Source organism: Anabaena sp. AL09 (assembly GCF_001672255.1).
Classification (GTDB): Bacteria; Cyanobacteriota; Cyanobacteriia; order Cyanobacteriales; family Nostocaceae; genus Dolichospermum; species Dolichospermum lemmermannii.
In genome coordinates, this window is sequence record NZ_LJOQ01000067.1 from 19,188 (window position 1) to 35,775 (window position 16,588).

A 16,588-nucleotide genomic window follows, 5' to 3' on the forward strand; every position below is an offset into this window, starting at 1 on the left:
TCTCTCTGGAGGTACAGATTTTTTTAGTTTTATATTTAAGCAACAAAACAGATAATATAAGAGAATAAAGATAACTGAAAAATGATAAGTAGTTTAAAAATTCTCAATCACTACTATATGCAAATAATTACTAATGAGCAAGAATTAATTGCTACCCGAAATCAAATTAATTCTATTTTGGATCAAAGAAATATTACACAAGATGATAGGGACATAGTTTTAGATATTCTTAATGGTAAACGCCAATTAACAGCAAACCAAATTCAAGATTTAGCTGTTTTTTTTTCAAATTGATCCTACTTATTTAGTTGCATAACTGAGTTTTACACTTACCGGGTAATTCTATAAACTTCTGGCAAAAGTCGAGAAAAGAGAAAAGATACTTTTCATTAACCTCATCACTAATCCCCAATCACTACTAAAATGAGTCTTGTAACCGCCCCATTTACAAAGCGGGGAAGAGGAGATAAATAACGGATAATTATGGGTAAGCAGCGCGTTCTGTCGGGAGTTCAACCAACTGGTAATTTACACTTAGGTAACTATTTAGGTGCGATTCGCAACTGGGTAGAAATTCAAGACCAGTATGAAAATTTCTTTTGTGTGGTAGATTTACACGCCATCACTGTACCGCATAATCCCGCCACTTTAGCGGCTGATACTTACAAGATTGCTGCATTATATTTAGCCTGTGGCATTGATTTACAGCATTCTCACATCTTTGTTCAGTCCCACGTTTCCGCACACAGTGAACTCACTTGGTTGCTAAATTGCATTACCCCTCTGAACTGGTTGCAAGATATGATTCAGTTTAAGGAAAAAGCCGTTAAACAAGGGGAAAATGTCGGTGTTGGTTTGTTAGATTATCCCGTACTCATGGCGGCGGATATTCTCCTTTATCAAGCTGATAAAGTGCCAGTGGGTGAAGATCAAAAGCAACATTTAGAACTAACGCGAGATATCGTCAATAGGTTTAATCACCAATTTGCGAAAAAAGCACCTGTATTAAAATTACCAGATCCTTTAATTAGAAAGGAAGGTGCAAGGGTGATGAGTTTGACAGATGGAACCCGGAAAATGTCAAAATCCGATCCTTCGGAGTTGAGCCGAATTAATATTTTAGACTCACCAGAGGAGATTACTAAGAAGATTAAACGCTGTAAAACTGATTTAGTGAGGGGTTTAACCTTTGATGATTCAGAACGCCCAGAATGTCATAATTTATTAACTCTGTATACCCTACTGGCTGGAAAAACCAAGGAAGAGGTAGCGGTTGAATGTGCAGATATGGGTTGGGGACAATTCAAACCTTTATTGACAGAAACGGCGATTCATGCTTTACAGCCAATTCAAACTAAATATCAGGAGGTAATGGCGGATAAAGGCTATTTGGAGTCAGTGTTGCGAGATGGTGGCGAGAAAGCCAGAGCGATCGCTAATCAAACTTTAGCAGATGTTAAAGCTGTTTTGGGTTTCACTGTTCCTCTTTAAGGTTTAAGCTTTTAGGTGTCTGATGTTTTACCTTATTAGCAAACCGAAATTATAATGTTATGCCGGATACCCATAGCTTTAGTGCTTTTAATAACTTCCGTAAAGCCGCCCTTGCAGGTGAATTTTTAATTACCGCCGAAGTTGCACCTCCCAAGGGAGGAGATCCAGTCCAGATGCTTTCAATGGCGGCGACTCTTAAGGGAAGGGTTCATGCTGTCAATATTACTGATGGTAGCCGTGCCGTAATGCGGATGTCTTCGTTGGTAGCTTCAGTGATTTTATTACAAAATGGCATTGAGCCGATTTGTCAGTTTGCTTGCCGCGATCGGAATAGAATTGGATTACAAGCAGATTTAATGGGCGCTCATGCTTTGGGTATCCGCAACATTTTAGCTTTAACTGGCGACCCTGTAAAAGCAGGAGATCATCCTCAAGCAAAAGCCGTTTTTGATTTAGAAGCTGTGCGGTTATTGCAGTTAATTAGAAACATGAATCAGGGCTTTGATCTTAATGAGAAACCTCTCACTGATGGCGCATTAGATTTATTTGCCGGTGCAGCGGTAGATCCTCAATCTCAAAGTTGGTCAGGTTTACAAAGTCGGTTTGAAAAGAAGATAGTAGCCGGGGCGCAATTTTTTCAAAGTCAATTAATTACTGATTTTGAAATATTAGAAAAGTTCATGGATAAAATTGCTGTAGGTTACAATAAACCAATTCTGGCGGGAATTTTTCTGTTGAAATCGGCAAAGAATGCCCAGTTTATTAATAAAGCTGTTCCCGGTGTGAATATTCCTGAACACATTATTGAGAGGTTAGCAAAAGCAAAACATCCTCTCGAAGAAGGCATGAAAATTGCCGCCGAACAAGTGCAAATTGCGCGAGGATTGTGTCAGGGTGTGCATCTGATGGCGGTAAAGCGGGAAGATTTGATTGCACCGATTTTGGATTTAGCGGGGGTCGAAAAGGTTAGTTAGCCTGTGGGGGTAATTCATGAATTACCCCTACTAAATTAGGATGATCAAATTTAGCTGCGTAACAGCTTACAGTTTTGAAAACCAGCAAATTCAGTTTTTTCCAAACATTGAGAACGCAAAACATTGATGAAAACGTAAATTACCTTTCTCCTTTTGTAGTCATTGATAACTTCCCATTTATCCTCCAATACCATGCAAATATATTGCAGTCAACAACACATAAATAATGGTAGTCATCGTTTTTGTACTCATTGCGGTGAAGCATTACCTTTGAGTGTGGGACAAGTTATTGATAATCGTTATGAAATTGCGCGAATATTGGGACAAGGTGGTTTTGGCCGCAGTTATTTAGCGATTGATCGGCAAAAATCTCGTAAAACCTGCGTTTTAAAGGAATTTGCCCCCAATATTGTCAAACCGCAGGAGTTAGAAAAAGCAAAGGAACTGTTTGAACGAGAAGCAAATGTCCTGAAAAAAATCCAACATCCCCAAATTCCACGTTTTCACGCTTCTTTTCAGGCAAAAATTGGGACTAAGGATTTTTTCTTTTTGGTGCAAGATTATATTGAGGGTGATAATTATGACCAATTATTTACACAGCGTCAAAGTCAGGGAAAGTCTTTTAGTGAAGAGGAGGTTATTAATTTACTGCACAATATTCTCCCAATTTTGACTTATATTCATTCTCTAGATATAGTTCACCGCGACATTTCCCCGGATAATTTGATTTTACGTCAAAGTGATAATTTACCTGTGTTGATTGATTTTGGTGGTGTCAAACAGTTACCAGCTGATCAGGGTTTTTGGCGGACACAATTGGCTGTAAATGCAACTTTATTAGGTAAAAAGGGATACGCACCTGAAGAACAGTTACTTCAGGGAAAAGTCTATAAAAGCAGTGATTTTTATTCTCTAGCAGTGACGGCTTTAGTATTGATCACGGGGAAAGAACCAAATTTACTTTATGATAGCTATAATGGCGTTTGGTTTTGGGGTCAGGAAATTAAGGTTAGCCCCAAATTAGAGGCTGTCTTCAAAAAGATGTTGGCATATAAACCGAGCGATCGCTATCAAAAAGCCGAACAAGTTATTAAAGATTTACCTTTACCATCTCTTTCATCTACACCACAGACTATGCAAACTCCTACCAATAATCCCCATCCTTATATTACTAAGTTAAAAACAGAGGTGGTAGCACCAGGTATAAAACGCGCTCGGACTCTTCATAGTGGTGTCCACAACAAAACGACATTATTTGTCCAGAAAATACCGATGCCAATATGGTTGCGGCCTTTTACTGTTAGCTTTATTATGACTACGGGAATCTTGTTAACAGGCGCTGGTGTATTCGCTTTAGGAAATTTTGCAGTTAAGGGGATAACATCAATTACAGTTCCTCAAATTGAAGTTCCTCAAATTCCATATATTAATAATTCTGGAAATGGGAATAATGGTAAACGCAGTATTCAGCAAATTTCCAGTCGTCTGCAAAAACTAGAAATTTCTGCGAATTTTTTTAATAATACAGTTAATGAAGTTTTCTATACCCAAAAACCAGAATTAAATAAACGTCAGTTAACTGAGAAATCGGCAGATGCTGCTTTGCGGGAACAATGGAATCATGTTGCAGATCAGTTGTTAAATAATATAGAAAAGGCTAATTTAAGTGAAACTGCTAGAAAGAAAATAGGTAGTTATAGTCAACAAGATTCTCAACGCTGGGAACAACTTGCTAAAGCTGGAAGATTGGGTAAGTATAAATCTTTCCAGGATTTACGCGCAGATACATATCAAACATTTGAACCATTGTTTCCTGGTCAAGAACGTGGGAAACTAAATCAAAAAACTTTTCTGCAAATTTGGTATGCGATCGCATCTGATAAAGTAGAGAATAAGTAACAAGTAATGGGTAATGGGTAATGGGTAATGGGTAATGGGTAATAGGTAATTTGTCAGAACTAACAACTGACAACTGACAACTAACAACTGTACGGGCGAAGCATTTGGAGAACTATTTTTGGCAATGACCGATAATTTATCTTCCAAATGACCAATGACAACTGACCAATGACTAATATTTATTGTTCTCAAGGGCATCAAAATCCGTCTGGTAGTAGGTTTTGTCTCCAATGTGGAGACAAAATTGCTAATGTACCGACATCTGGAAATCAGGGGATTCAACCAGGGCAAACTTTAGGCGATCGCTATGTTATTATTCGACAAATTGGCCAAGGAGGATTTGGCAAAACTTATTTAGCGGAAGATATTAACCGCTTTCGAGAAGCTTGTGTTTTAAAAGAATTCTCTCCCCAAGTACAAACTCGTTATGTTCTTCAAAAAGCAGAAGAACTTTTTCAACGAGAAGCAAGTGTTCTTTATAAATTACAACATCCTCAAATTCCCCGGTTTCGGGAACTATTATGCCTTAATTTACAAGGAAAAGAAAGTCTTTTTTTAGTTCAAGATTATGTAGATGGTGAAACTTATAATTCTTTATTAAATAGTCGTAAAAAACAGGGTTTAAAATTTACAGAAGCAGAAATTTACCAGTTATTACAGCAAATTTTACCAGTATTGGCATATATTCACTCCCTTGGTGTTATTCATCGTGATATTTCTCCTGATAATTTAATGCTTCGTAGTAGTGATCAATTACCTGTGTTAATTGATTTTGGAGGTGTTAAACAAGTAGCCGCAACCGTCGCTTCTCAATATTACCAAACAGGGGCAATTGCCTCTCCTATCAATGGCACATTATTGGGAAAAATAGGATTTGCACCACCAGAACAAATGCAAACAGGTGTGGTGTCTACCAGCAGTGATTTATATGCTTTAGCTGTGACAATGTTAGTTTTACTGACAGGTAAACAGCCCCAGGAATTAATTGATACTTATAAATCCTGCCTCTAGCCTTCATCCCTTGTCTAAAGCACAGATGTAGCTGACTTAGTCAGCTACATCTTCAAGGGTTTTCGGCATTTCCCTTATAATTATAATTAGCGAGGTATCTCCACAGATTGAGGAAAATCAAGTGAGTTTATTAAAAGATCAGGTTGCAATTGTCACAGGTGCATCAAGAGGAATTGGCAGAGCGATCGCTATCCAATTAGCATCCCAAGGCGCAAAAGTAGTTGTTAACTACGCTAGTTCTAGCACCGCAGCAGATGAAGTAGTAGCAGAAATCACAGCAGCAGGAGGAGAAGCCATTGCCCTCCAAGCAGATGTTTCTCAAGAAAATCAAGTAGATACACTCATTAAAACCACCTTAGAAAAATTCCAGCGCGTGGATATCTTAGTCAACAATGCAGGTATTACCCGTGACACCCTGCTATTAAGAATGAAATTAGAAGAATGGCAAGCAGTCATAGACCTTAACTTAACTGGTGTATTTCTATGTACAAAAGTAGTCAGTAAAATTATGCTTAAACAACGTTCGGGGCGGATTATTAACATCGCTTCCGTCGCCGGACAAATGGGCAACCCTGGACAAGCCAACTACAGCGCAGCCAAAGCTGGAGTAATTGGCTTTACCAAAACCGTTGCCAAAGAACTTTCTTCCCGTGGCATCACTGTCAATGCCGTTGCCCCCGGTTTCATTACCACCGACATGACTAGTGATATTAAAGCTGACGGCATCCTGCAATATATCCCCCTGGGGCGTTTTGGTAAACCAGAAGAAATTGCCGGCATGGTGCGCTTTTTAGCATCAGATCCTGCCGCTGCTTACATCACAGGGCAAGTATTTAACGTTGATGGCGGGATGGTGATGTAGTTTGTCAGTGGTTAGTGGTCAGTTGTTATACTAAGGATAGTTGGGACATGGACTTTTGCAAAATTACAAAAAACTTGGATTTGTAGTAGTAGGGGTTTAGCAGCCAGCCAGGGAATAAATTCCCTGTCTAAAAGCTAAAGTCGGTTTTAACCGACTATTTTGGCATAGATAGGATAATTTTTGATTTTGAGTTAATCAGAGTGCGTTTTAACGCACTTTAGCTTTTAGCCCGGAACTTAGGTTCCGGGCGGGAATGTTGCAGCCAAACAAATAAGCTACTTGTACTGAGCAGTTCGACCCTTCGACAAGCTCAGGGCATCGCCAGCTCACTGTAACACTTGCCGAAGTATCCCTAGCCTAAGTTGACACCACTGCACTTACCCGAACTCAGACAGTTGTAAAGTTATTGAGTCCCAGAATTCCTGTTAATCCTGTAACTTCAATAATGGCATCAGTAGCCGCATTAAACCCTGCCGTTGCATCATTAATAGCCACAAAGGTTTTTTGTCCAAAACTGAATTGAGCCGCGAAATTTGAACCAAAGGCTGCGGCTGTTAATTTTGCCCCTATACTAGCAGCATCCAGGGTATTAACTGCTCCCACATTCACAAATCCGGCTCGCGCAGTGGAAACACGGAATAAATCATTACCTGTGGTGGCGTTGAAGTCAGTAATCACATCAAAGTTAGCTAAGAGAGAATCAGTGAGATTTTGGTAAACAAATTTGTCACTTCCTAAACCACCAATTAGAGTATCTTTACCAGCACCCGCATTAATGGTGTCATTTCCACCACCTGTAGTGATATAGTCATTAGCACCTGTCCCAGTAATCTGAAACCGATTAATCCCAGAGAAGCTAAGTTGATCTGGGTAAGCGTTACCGGCGGAATTGAGTCGGTAAGCTGTACCAGAAAATCCTTCTGCACCTGCATAGGTAGACAAGCTCATCTCACGTCCAGTCTCACCTATGGAGTAATTAACAATTAGTAAATCATCTCCTGCTCCCCCATTGGCACTGTCAATCCCTAATCCAGTATTTATCGTGTCGTTACCAGCCCCACTGTTAATAGTGTCATTGCCGCGAACAACAATGTTATTGACTAATCCTGATTGAGTAATCGTATCGTTGCCACTACCAGTAGTGATGGTAAAGTTCTCAAAGTTAATTGCTGTGACAATGCCAGTTAAATTAATCCCAGTAGTGGCATTGTTAATAACGATATTGCCTGTTTGAGCCGACAAGTCTAAGGTTAAGTTGTCAACTCCAGCACCACCATCAATTGTGTCATTGCCAATCCCCCCTGCATTGATTGTGTCATTACCATCACCAGCATTAATCGTGTTATTTCCCGCACCCGCATCAATATTGTCATCACCAGCACCACTATTAATCGTGTCATTGCCACTGGCAGTATTGATATTGTCATTCTGACTTGTACCAGTAACCTGAAACCGATTTATCCCAAAGAAATCAACTCTGTCTAAAGTAGCGTTACCTGCGGCATTGAGTCGAGAAGCTGCGGCAAAGTCACTAGCACCTAATCCAGTATTAATCGTGTCATTGCCAGCCCCTGTCCTGAAATCATCTTTACTTTTAACAATAATGTTATTAACTAAACCTGATTGATTGAACGTATCGTTACCACTTCCCGTAGTAATAGTAAAGTTTTCAAAGTTAGTTGCTGTGACAATGCCAGTTAAATTAATTCCTGTAGTGGCATTGTTAATAACGATATTGCCAGTTTGAGCCGATAAGTTCAAGGTTAATTTGTCAACACCAGCACCACCATCAATAGTGTCATTGCCAATACCCCCCGCATTGATATTGTCATTACCATCGCCAGCATTGATCGTGTTATTTCCCGCACCCGCATCAATATTGTCATCACCCGCACCACTATTTATCGTGTCATTACCACTGGCAGTATTGATATCGTCATTTTGACTTGTACCAGTAACCTGAAACCGATTTATCCCAAAGAAATCAACTCTGTCTAAAGTAGCGTTACCTGCGGCATTGAGTCGAGAAGCTGAAAGTCACTAGCACCTAATCCAGTATTAATCGTGTCATTGCCAGCTAAACCATAAATAAAATCATTACCCGTAGTACCTATAATCGTGTCATTACCCGCCGTACCAGTAAAATTCTGCTGTTCTACCTGAATAACTTGCCCATTTACCGTAATTGTTGCGTGATCATCTTCTGCTTTCAAAGCCTGTAAAGTCCCAGACTCAAGACTTTCACCCTGTACCAACTCAGCAAAAATCGCCCCTTCATCTCCAGCACTATCACTGAGATTGATATGAGCATCAACAAAATGCCCAATTTCCTCCAACAGCGTACCAACCAAAGTTTCTGGTGTAGCAGTTGCGACAAAATTAGCTGATAAATAAATCTTATTATTGCTACTAGCATAAGCCCCATTAGCACCGCCAAGGATGTTACTATCAAGAATTTCAATTTGTGGAACTTGACTAAAATCACCAGATAGCCACTGTAAACGCAGAATTTCCGCACCGCTGCGGTTGTATTGTGTACCAAACGCGGTATCGAAAACCTGCCAGAAATTATCTAAACCAGAAAAAGTGCTGAGTTGATTGTATGTCAGCGTCAGGGCAGAGTTGAGTATGGTATTCATAGATTTAATTAGTTATTGGTATTAATGATGCCCTAAGGCGATAGGAGGTGTCACAACTTGTAACACTTTTTAGTTAAAGACTATACAAGCACAAGTTTGACACAAATACTTACAAGTGTCAAACCCTATATCTATGCGACAAGTTAGAATATTTTTTTAATTGGTAGTCACCAATGTCAATACTACTATCAATTTTTAACAGCTTATATTCCCATCAAATATGCAATTGAAAGGTTAGAGTATGTTTAAAAATTCTAATTTTTTACAAACCTGCCCGGAACTTAAGTTCCGGTCTAAAAGCTAAAGTGCGTTTTAACGCACTCTAGTTAACTCAAAATCAAAAATTATCCTATTTTTGCTAAAATAGTCGGTTTTAACCGACTTTAGCTTTTAGACAGGGAATTTATTCCCTGGCTTGAAGGGACTATTAAACCTTATTCACCAAATAGAACGAAAGGCACGGAAGCCACTTGGCAATAGATGCGTGGAGGAAGTGCCAACGGCGTTCGCGGAGCGTGCCGGAGGCTCTATTTATTCGCAACCAAGATTCTTAACCATGATGCGGGTCTTCTATATATCTTCTAATTGTATCTGCGGAAACCTGACCTGCCGTCGAATAAAAATAACTGTTAGTCCATAGGCTAGGAAGTTTTAATAACTCCGGGAACTCTTTTCTCAATAGATAAGATGACCGACCTTTAAACGCCTTAATAACTTGGTTAATGGCTATATCCGGTTGATGCTCTACAAACAAATGGACATGATCTGGCGCGACTTCTAAAGCCAAAACGTCCCAATCCTTCTCTTGAGCTAAATCATTGATTATTTGTCGAAGACGCTTGGCTATCTCTCCAGATAAAACCTTCCTTCTTCGTTTGGGAATCCAGACTAGATGAACTACAGCGTTGCCTTTAGAATGGTTGCTTGTTCTAAACTCCAAAGTGGTTTTCATGTTGTTTTCTCGTTGCTATTGACAAATAGAATCTAACTCAGTTATAGTGGAAAAGTCAAGAAAATAACACAGGTAAAAATAATTGTGTACGGCTGCCAACAGATATTAATTAGCCCGAATAAGGATTTAAAAGCCATATTGGAATATGTTTGTACTGAAGCTAAAAAGCTGACAAATTGCGGTGTTTACTATTCTCGTCAGTTATATTTTAAAACTGGCAAGATACCAAGTAAAGCCGACCTGCATAAACAATTGGGAACTATCCAAAAAAACGCCCATTATCAAGCTTTGTACTCGGACACAGCACAACAGATTTTAACTACTGTTGCAGAATCTTTTAAGTCTTACTTTGGACTTTTAAAAGGCATAAAAGAAGGTACGGTAACTCAAAAACCTAAACCACCAAATTACTGTAAAAGTGTAATGTCTATTGCAACCTTTACGGGGCGTTCTTTAAAATTAAAGGACGGAATATTGAGATTCCCTTTAGGTAGTAAGGTAAAAGCGTGGTTTGGAATAGACGCTTTTTATATCCCTATGCCCTCAAATCTGGACTATAAATCAATAAGAGAAGTCCGTATCCTGCCAAGGAACAGATGCTTTTATGCAGAATTTGTTTACCAACAAGATATTAAAAGCTCCGAGGTGGACGCATCAAAAGTATTAGGAATTGACTACGGGTTAAATAATTGGTTAACTTGTGTTTCTAATATTGGTACATCCTTTATAGTTGACGGACTACATTTAAAAAGCATCAACCAGTGGTATAACAAATCTGTAGCTAAAATCAAGGAAAATAAACCGCAGGGTTTTTGGTCAAACAGGCTTGCAGCGATTACAGAAAAGCGTAATCGCCAGATGAGAGATGCGACTAATAAGGCGGCTAGAATCGTAATCAACCATTGCAGCGATCATAAAATTGGTACTGTTGTTTTTGGCTGGAATGTTGGACAAAAAGACTCTATAAATCTTGGATCAAAAACTAATCAAAAGTTTGTTCAAATCCCTACTGCAAAACTAAAAAACCGCATTGCTCAACTGTGTGAACAATACGGTATCAAGTTTGTTGAAACTGAAGAATCCTATACCTCAAAGACATCGTTCCTAGACAATGATTTTCTACCTACATTTGGTGCAAAACCCGAAGGGTGGAAAGAGTCAGGGAAAAGAATTAGCCGGGGTTTGTACTGTTCTCAGGACGGCACAAAAATTAATGCAGATTGCAACGGTGCGGTCAACATAATCAGAAAAGTAGCTGCGATATTTAAGTTTGACTTAAATGGAGTAAGTAGAGGCTGTTTAAGTCAGCCTACGAAAGTTCTTTTATGGACTCTTCAGAAATCCCCGCGTCTTCAGACCGGGAAAGCTTAACGATTATTCAACATTCTTTGCCAAAGGGTAAACCCTAACAGCAAAATAATACCGATAGCAGTAGCCAGCATCACTGGTAAACTCATACCCTGGACTTTCATAGCCAGCAAATTACAGCCTAAAGTAATTGACCAGAGGATAAAAGCCGCATTACGTTGGGATAGTCCCCAGGCTAACAAGCGATGATGGAGGTGGTCTTTACCTGGTGTACTCAAAGGATTTTTTCCTGCCATGAGCCGGCGCACAAACACTTGAGTAGTGTCAATAACTGGCAACAGCAGAAATAAAACTGTAGGTATTAGGGCATAGATTGTATTTAATTGGAGTTTACCTAAAATACTGGTTGCTGCTAAAACATAGCCAAAAAAGTATGCTCCAGCATCACCCATAATGATGTGTGAGGGGTAAAAATTATGGCGTAAAAAGCCCAGTGCTGCCCCTCCCAAAGCTGCCAAAACCAAAGTAGCAGCAGCGCGATTATCAAACTGGGCAGAAACACCTAACAAACTGATAGCAGTAATAAAGCTAATGCCACCAGCTAAACCATCCATGCCATCCATGAGGTTAATAGCATTAGTGATCCCCACCACCCACAGCACCGTTAAGGCCATAGACAGGAGAGAATCAATGGGTGTACCGAAAGCAACTTTGATACTAATCCCATTACCAACCAATAAAAGTGCAGTCGTTACTTGCGCCCATAACCGCACAGATGGAGGTAAACCAAATTGGTCATCAATAAAGCCAACTAGAACTAAAATCGAACCACCGAGGAGAATCGTTAAAACCTGGGCTAAAACCCCTTGCAGTTCAATCGGTCGCAAGAGACTAGCTAAGACCAAAGCCGCAATAACACCCGCGTAGATTGCCAAACCTCCCGCATTAGGTAAAGGTTCTTGATTCAATCGTCGAGCGTTGGGTTGATCTGCCCAACCTACTTCTAAGGCAAATTTGCGAATTGTGGGAATTAACCGCCAGGTAACAATCAAAGCTAATAGAAACGTAAATAATACAGCCAACCAGCCGGAGCCGCTAGGGTCAGCAATGCCAAGGGATTTAAGGGAGTTCGCTAAGTTCATTTGCTCCCAATATAATCATTAGTTTTATGGTCAAACATAAGTATCAACTGTTAATATTAATCAATTTTGGGATTTTGATTGTTAATCTAAATTGGGGAAAGGGATTAGCACTCTTGGTCAGTGAGTGCTAAATTGTCTAATGGAAGCAATAGAAAAATAAAACATGACTAAGATTATTGCATTTAATGAAGAATCACGACGGGCTTTAGAAAGAGGTATTAACGCACTGGCAGATGCAGTGAAAATAACTTTAGGTCCAAGAGGTCGTAACGTCCTATTAGAGAAAAAATTTGGTGTTCCCCAAATTGTTAACGATGGTATCACTGTTGCCAAAGAAATTGAATTAGAAGATCCTCTAGAAAATACTGGTGCTAGACTTATTCAGGAAGTAGCATCGAAAACCAAGGATGTAGCTGGCGATGGAACTACCACTGCCACAGTTTTAGCACAAGCCTTGATTAAAGAAGGTTTAAAAAATGTAGCCGCTGGGACAAATCCCATTAGCTTAAAACGGGGTATTGATAAAACCGTTGAAGCACTGGTAGCAGAAATTGCCAAAATTACTAAACCTGTAGAAGGAAGTGCAATCGCTCAAGTTGCCACAGTTTCCGCTGGTAATGATGCTGAAGTTGGACAAATGATTGCACTGGCCATGGAGAAAGTGACTAAAGACGGTGTAATTACTGTTGAAGAATCTAAATCCTTCACCACTGAACTAGAAGTAGTGGAAGGGATGCAGGTTGATAGAGGTTATATTTCTCCCTACTTTATCACCAACAATGAACGGATGACAGTAGAGTTTGAAAACGCCCGCATCCTGATTGTTGATAAGAAAATCAGCAGCATTCAAGATTTAATCCCTATCTTGGAAAAAGTTGCCCGTTTAGGTCAACCTTTACTGATTATTGCTGAAGATGTAGACGGTGATGCTTTACAAACATTGGTTGTAAATAAAGCCCGTGGTGTATTGGCTGTAGCTGCGATTAAAGCCCCCGGTTTTGGTGAACGTCGCAAAGCTATGTTAGAAGATATTGCCATTCTTACCGATGGACAAATGATTTCTGAAGAAATCGGCTTGAGCTTAGATACAGCTACTTTGGAAATGTTGGGAACTGCTCAGAAAATCCACATTGACAAGGAAAATACCACCATTGTCGCTGGTAATACTGCTAAACCAGAAATCCAAATCCGGATTGAGCAAATTCGTAAACAATTGGCGGAAACTGATTCCGACTATGATACCGAAAAACTGCAAGAACGCATTGCTAAGTTAGCTGGTGGTATTGCCGTGATTAAAGTCGGTGCAGCTACAGAAACAGAACTGAAAGACAGAACCTTGCGGATTGAAGACGCACTCAACGCTACCAAAGCAGCGGTAGAAGAAGGTATTGTTCCTGGTGGTGGTGCAACCTTAATTTATCTATCTACCAAGGTAGATGCTATTAAAAACAGCCTCACTCCTGAAGAAAGAATTGGCGCTGATATTGTTAAAAAAGCTTTAGAAGCTCCCCTCCGGCAAATCGCGGAAAACGCTGGGGCAGAAGGTTCTGTGATTGTTGCCAGAGTTCGGGAAACTGATTTAAATATCGGTTATAACGCAGCTACAGGCGAATTTGAAGACTTAATTGCGGCTGGTATTATTGATCCCGCAAAAGTGGTTCGTTCCGCTTTACAAAATGCTTCTTCCATTGCTGGTATGGTACTAACCACCGAAGCAATTATTGCCGAAAAACCTGAAAAACAACCCGCTGGATCTCCTGATGGTGGCATGGGCGGTATGGGCGGCATGGGTGGTATGGGCGGTATGGGTGGTATGGGCGGCATGGGCGGCATGGGCGGCATGGGTATGTTCTAATTTGCCACTGTCCCAAATCCCAAATCCATAATTTATGAATTACCCACCCCTAACGCTTTCAGGGGTGGGTTTTTGTCATCATTTCCGTGTATCTCGCAAACGGTTCGTTAACGCTTAATTAAAATTAAGATTCTGGAATCTGGTTACTGAGCTTGTCGAAAAATCAAAAGGCTAACATCCTCAAGATAGATACCGTCTCTCTAAAAATATGTGAAAATGAGGGTAGAAACATCTGTTAAAAACAACTTAACACCATTTTCTATTTTTGACTCCTGACTCCTATTCCCAGGGGGTGAAACTATGATTGATACAAGTAACAATATAAGAATTGTCTCTTTAATTCCGAGTGCTACGGAAATCGTCGCTAAACTGGGTTTATTTGATGCTATGGTCGGGCGATCGCATGAATGTGACTATCCTCCCGAAATCACCAATCTTCCAGTTTGTACCCAAGCCCGTGTGAATGGTGACGCTAATAGCCATTCTATTCATGACGAAGCCAGTAATCTATTACAATCTGCTTTAGGTGTCTACAAAATCAAAATTGATGTTTTAGAGAAATTGCACCCTACCCACATTATCACCCAAGATCAATGTGATATCTGCGCCGTCAGTTTACCCGAAGTAGAAAAAGCAGTTGCCCAACTTACCCACAGTTCACCGCAAATAATTTCCTTACAACCCAACACACTACAGGAGCTTTGGGGTGATATTGAACGGGTTAGTCACACATTTGGAGTAGATTCAGTAGAAATACTGGAAAATCTAGAAGCTCGTGTGAGAATTTGTAAGCGAAGACTGCAAGGGCTATCCTGTGCAGAAATGCCTAAAGTCGCTTGCATTGAATGGACTGATCCTTTGATGACCGCTACAAATTGGGTTCCTGAATTAATCAACTTAGCAGGAGGAAAACCATTATTTAGCCTGATGGGTAAACCTGTTACTCATGTTAAATGGGAAACATTAGTAGATAGTAACCCAGATGTGATTATTTTCATGCCCTGTGGCTTTGATTTACAACAGACTCAGCAAGAAGCTCAAGTATTAACTCAACGTCCAGAATGGAAAAAACTCCATGCAGTCCAATCAGGGAGAGTCTTTATTACTGATGGCAATGCTTACTTTAACCGTCCTAGTCCGCGGTTGGTAGATTCTTTAGAAATTCTCGCAGAAATATTGCATCCAGATATCTTTGATTATGGTTATCAAGGTACTGGTTGGCAACTTTTATAACCAGTATGCAAATAACTTGATTGTAGGTAAGAGTTTTATTAAATTTTGGCCGTTGCGTTATTATTAATTATGTTTCGCGCAGAGGCGCAAAGAAGCAAAGGCGCAAAGTTTGAGATTTTGATTTCTTACCTATTTTTTGACTATTTACGCGTATTATTCCGGGTATATCTGTGTTTGACACCTATGGGAAAATATTCAAGATCACCAATGGGTTTTAATTCTACCAATGGAGTTTGATATTGTCGGGGAACATAGTTAGCAAACTCACTATTGAGACGCAATAATTGAGCAAGAATAGCAGCAGTTATAGATAATCTTTTCTCCTCTTTATCCTCTATTCCTGGTGCTAACTCTACTACTACAGATAAAAAGCGGTTTTTGTCTAAATCCTCTTTTACCTGTAAAACAAATTTACCTGTTACCCATTCTCTAATAATTGGTTGTTCTAATCCTACCGTCACATTTTCTGGATAGATATTTGCGCCAAAATAGGAAACCGTAAAATTAGAACGTCCGAAGATATAAACAAAAGGTAATTGATGAATTCCGCGATGATTTTCTAATTCTGTAATGGGATTAAAACCCCATGCTGCTAAGAATTCTAGCATTTCTGTGTAGGTAATTAAGCCACCTTGATCAAAAATGCTATATCTAATTAAAGGCACACCATTATTCCCAGAAAATAGTAAATTTCCATCTTCTACTTCAAAAAAACGACTGTTAGGATCATATTGAACTAAAGTAGGTAAACGCGACTCCCCAAATAATGCTTTAGCTGCTTGAGGTGTGACTGCTAAAAACCGCCGAATACAAATACTAAGAGCGGTTTCATTTCCTAAAACTCCCGCGTCTGCTGTTCCATACATAGAAGCAAAATCATCACAGGGATTTTCAGAACCTATTCTTTGGGCTACTAAATTGCGCCATTCTTCACTAAATACTTCTCCTGCCATGACTAACTTAATATGATATTGTCCCCATTCGATATTATTGGCAATACCCGTATCAATGACATCTTTTAAAAATGGTGGATATCCTAATAACACAACTTGCTCAAAGTTACCACCTAATTCCTGGACAATTCGCAAAATTTCCGGTTTATTATTCCCTGGAGTAATGACGGTAATCGGATAACCGTTCTATAAAACTTACCCAAAATTACCAAAGTCTAGACACATCTGGACAGCGATAACCTTAGTGTTTACTTCCTGCTTCATCACGG

Annotated in this window: 13 protein-coding genes and 3 pseudogenes; 9 read left to right on the forward strand and 7 right to left on the reverse strand. The window is 39.7% G+C overall.

Annotated elements, in window-relative coordinates; genetic code table 11:
* The first annotated feature begins 81 nt into the window (after nucleotides 1–81).
* From AN490_RS13335 to AN490_RS13350, 4 genes are all read left to right on the forward strand, one after another.
* Nucleotides 82–294, forward strand: a complete 213-nt coding sequence (locus tag AN490_RS13335; RefSeq protein WP_300004012.1) for a hypothetical protein — start codon at nucleotides 82–84, stop codon at nucleotides 292–294.
* 189 nt (nucleotides 295–483) lie between these two features.
* Complete coding sequence (gene trpS / locus AN490_RS13340; RefSeq protein WP_300004015.1) at nucleotides 484–1,491, forward strand: tryptophan--tRNA ligase; 1,008 nt, start codon at nucleotides 484–486, stop codon at nucleotides 1,489–1,491.
* Nucleotides 1,492–1,550: 59 nt separating this feature from the next.
* Complete coding sequence (locus AN490_RS13345) at nucleotides 1,551–2,465, forward strand: methylenetetrahydrofolate reductase (RefSeq protein WP_300004018.1); 915 nt, start codon at nucleotides 1,551–1,553, stop codon at nucleotides 2,463–2,465.
* Nucleotides 2,466–2,657: 192 nt separating this feature from the next.
* Nucleotides 2,658–4,364, forward strand: coding sequence for a serine/threonine-protein kinase (locus tag AN490_RS13350; RefSeq protein ID WP_300004021.1), 1,707 nt, complete (start codon nucleotides 2,658–2,660; stop codon nucleotides 4,362–4,364).
* Here AN490_RS13350 and AN490_RS13355 read toward each other — a convergent pair.
* Entirely contained in the window at nucleotides 4,299–4,556 is a 258-nt protein-coding gene (locus AN490_RS13355) for a hypothetical protein (RefSeq protein WP_300004024.1), read from the reverse strand. The genes AN490_RS13350 and AN490_RS13355 overlap by 66 nt on opposite strands.
* Here AN490_RS13355 and AN490_RS13360 point away from each other — a divergent pair.
* Both AN490_RS13360 and fabG read left to right on the forward strand, forming a co-directional pair.
* A pseudogene (locus tag AN490_RS13360) lies at nucleotides 4,533–5,360 on the forward strand (serine/threonine-protein kinase); the annotation flags it as partial. The gene AN490_RS13355 and the pseudogene AN490_RS13360 overlap by 24 nt on opposite strands.
* A 136-nt stretch (nucleotides 5,361–5,496) precedes the next feature.
* Complete coding sequence (gene fabG, locus AN490_RS13365) at nucleotides 5,497–6,237, forward strand: 3-oxoacyl-[acyl-carrier-protein] reductase (protein ID WP_015079664.1); 741 nt, start codon at nucleotides 5,497–5,499, stop codon at nucleotides 6,235–6,237.
* A gap of 387 nt (nucleotides 6,238–6,624) precedes the next feature.
* Here the strand turns inward: fabG and AN490_RS13370 are convergent, their stop codons facing one another.
* From AN490_RS13370 to tnpA, 4 genes and pseudogenes are all read right to left on the reverse strand, one after another.
* Nucleotides 6,625–7,998 (reverse strand): calcium-binding protein, encoded by a 1,374-nt coding sequence (locus tag AN490_RS13370; protein WP_300004028.1) that lies wholly within the window; start codon nucleotides 7,996–7,998, stop codon nucleotides 6,625–6,627.
* A gap of 60 nt (nucleotides 7,999–8,058) precedes the next feature.
* Nucleotides 8,059–8,211: pseudogene (locus AN490_RS22940) on the reverse strand (hypothetical protein); the annotation flags it as partial.
* Nucleotides 8,212–8,231: 20 nt separating this feature from the next.
* A complete protein-coding gene (locus tag AN490_RS13375; RefSeq protein ID WP_300004031.1) occupies nucleotides 8,232–8,876 on the reverse strand; it encodes a hypothetical protein in 645 nt (214 codons plus the stop codon).
* A 550-nt stretch (nucleotides 8,877–9,426) separates the two neighbouring features.
* Nucleotides 9,427–9,828, reverse strand: a complete 402-nt coding sequence (tnpA, locus tag AN490_RS13380; protein ID WP_300004034.1) for an IS200/IS605 family transposase — start codon at nucleotides 9,826–9,828, stop codon at nucleotides 9,427–9,429.
* 78 nt (nucleotides 9,829–9,906) lie between these two features.
* On the opposite strand from tnpA, the gene AN490_RS13385 reads away from it, so the two are divergent.
* A complete protein-coding gene (locus tag AN490_RS13385; RefSeq protein ID WP_300004049.1) occupies nucleotides 9,907–11,199 on the forward strand; it encodes a transposase in 1,293 nt (430 codons plus the stop codon).
* Here the strand turns inward: AN490_RS13385 and AN490_RS13390 are convergent.
* Nucleotides 11,196–12,278: an MraY family glycosyltransferase gene (locus tag AN490_RS13390; RefSeq protein ID WP_300004037.1), complete on the reverse strand. Its 1,083-nt coding sequence runs from the start codon at nucleotides 12,276–12,278 to the stop codon at nucleotides 11,196–11,198. The two genes, AN490_RS13385 and AN490_RS13390, sit on opposite strands and share 4 nt — an antisense overlap.
* A gap of 163 nt (nucleotides 12,279–12,441) precedes the next feature.
* On the opposite strand from AN490_RS13390, the gene groL reads away from it, so the two are divergent.
* Both groL and AN490_RS13400 read left to right on the forward strand, forming a co-directional pair.
* Nucleotides 12,442–14,133, forward strand: a complete 1,692-nt coding sequence (groL, locus tag AN490_RS13395) for a chaperonin GroEL (RefSeq protein WP_300004040.1) — start codon at nucleotides 12,442–12,444, stop codon at nucleotides 14,131–14,133.
* A gap of 300 nt (nucleotides 14,134–14,433) precedes the next feature.
* Entirely contained in the window at nucleotides 14,434–15,366 is a 933-nt protein-coding gene (locus tag AN490_RS13400) for a cobalamin-binding protein (RefSeq protein ID WP_300004043.1), read from the forward strand.
* A 140-nt stretch (nucleotides 15,367–15,506) separates the two neighbouring features.
* Here the strand turns inward: AN490_RS13400 and AN490_RS13405 are convergent.
* Nucleotides 15,507–16,502, reverse strand: a pseudogene (locus tag AN490_RS13405) (phenylacetate--CoA ligase family protein); the annotation flags it as partial.
* Between the last annotated feature and the right edge of the window lie 86 nt (nucleotides 16,503–16,588).

Coding starts and splice junctions, on each gene's coding strand:
- AN490_RS13335 (WP_300004012.1), top strand. CDS start 82: ATGATAAGTAGTTTAAAAATTCTCAATCACTACTATATGCAAATAATT.
- trpS (WP_300004015.1), top strand. CDS start 484: ATGGGTAAGCAGCGCGTTCTGTCGGGAGTTCAACCAACTGGTAATTTA.
- AN490_RS13345 (WP_300004018.1), top strand. CDS start 1,551: ATGCCGGATACCCATAGCTTTAGTGCTTTTAATAACTTCCGTAAAGCC.
- AN490_RS13350 (WP_300004021.1), top strand. CDS start 2,658: ATGCAAATATATTGCAGTCAACAACACATAAATAATGGTAGTCATCGT.
- AN490_RS13375 (WP_300004031.1), bottom strand. CDS start 8,876: ATGAATACCATACTCAACTCTGCCCTGACGCTGACATACAATCAACTC.
- tnpA (WP_300004034.1), bottom strand. CDS start 9,828: ATGAAAACCACTTTGGAGTTTAGAACAAGCAACCATTCTAAAGGCAAC.
- AN490_RS13390 (WP_300004037.1), bottom strand. CDS start 12,278: ATGAACTTAGCGAACTCCCTTAAATCCCTTGGCATTGCTGACCCTAGC.
- groL (WP_300004040.1), top strand. CDS start 12,442: ATGACTAAGATTATTGCATTTAATGAAGAATCACGACGGGCTTTAGAA.
- AN490_RS13400 (WP_300004043.1), top strand. CDS start 14,434: ATGATTGATACAAGTAACAATATAAGAATTGTCTCTTTAATTCCGAGT.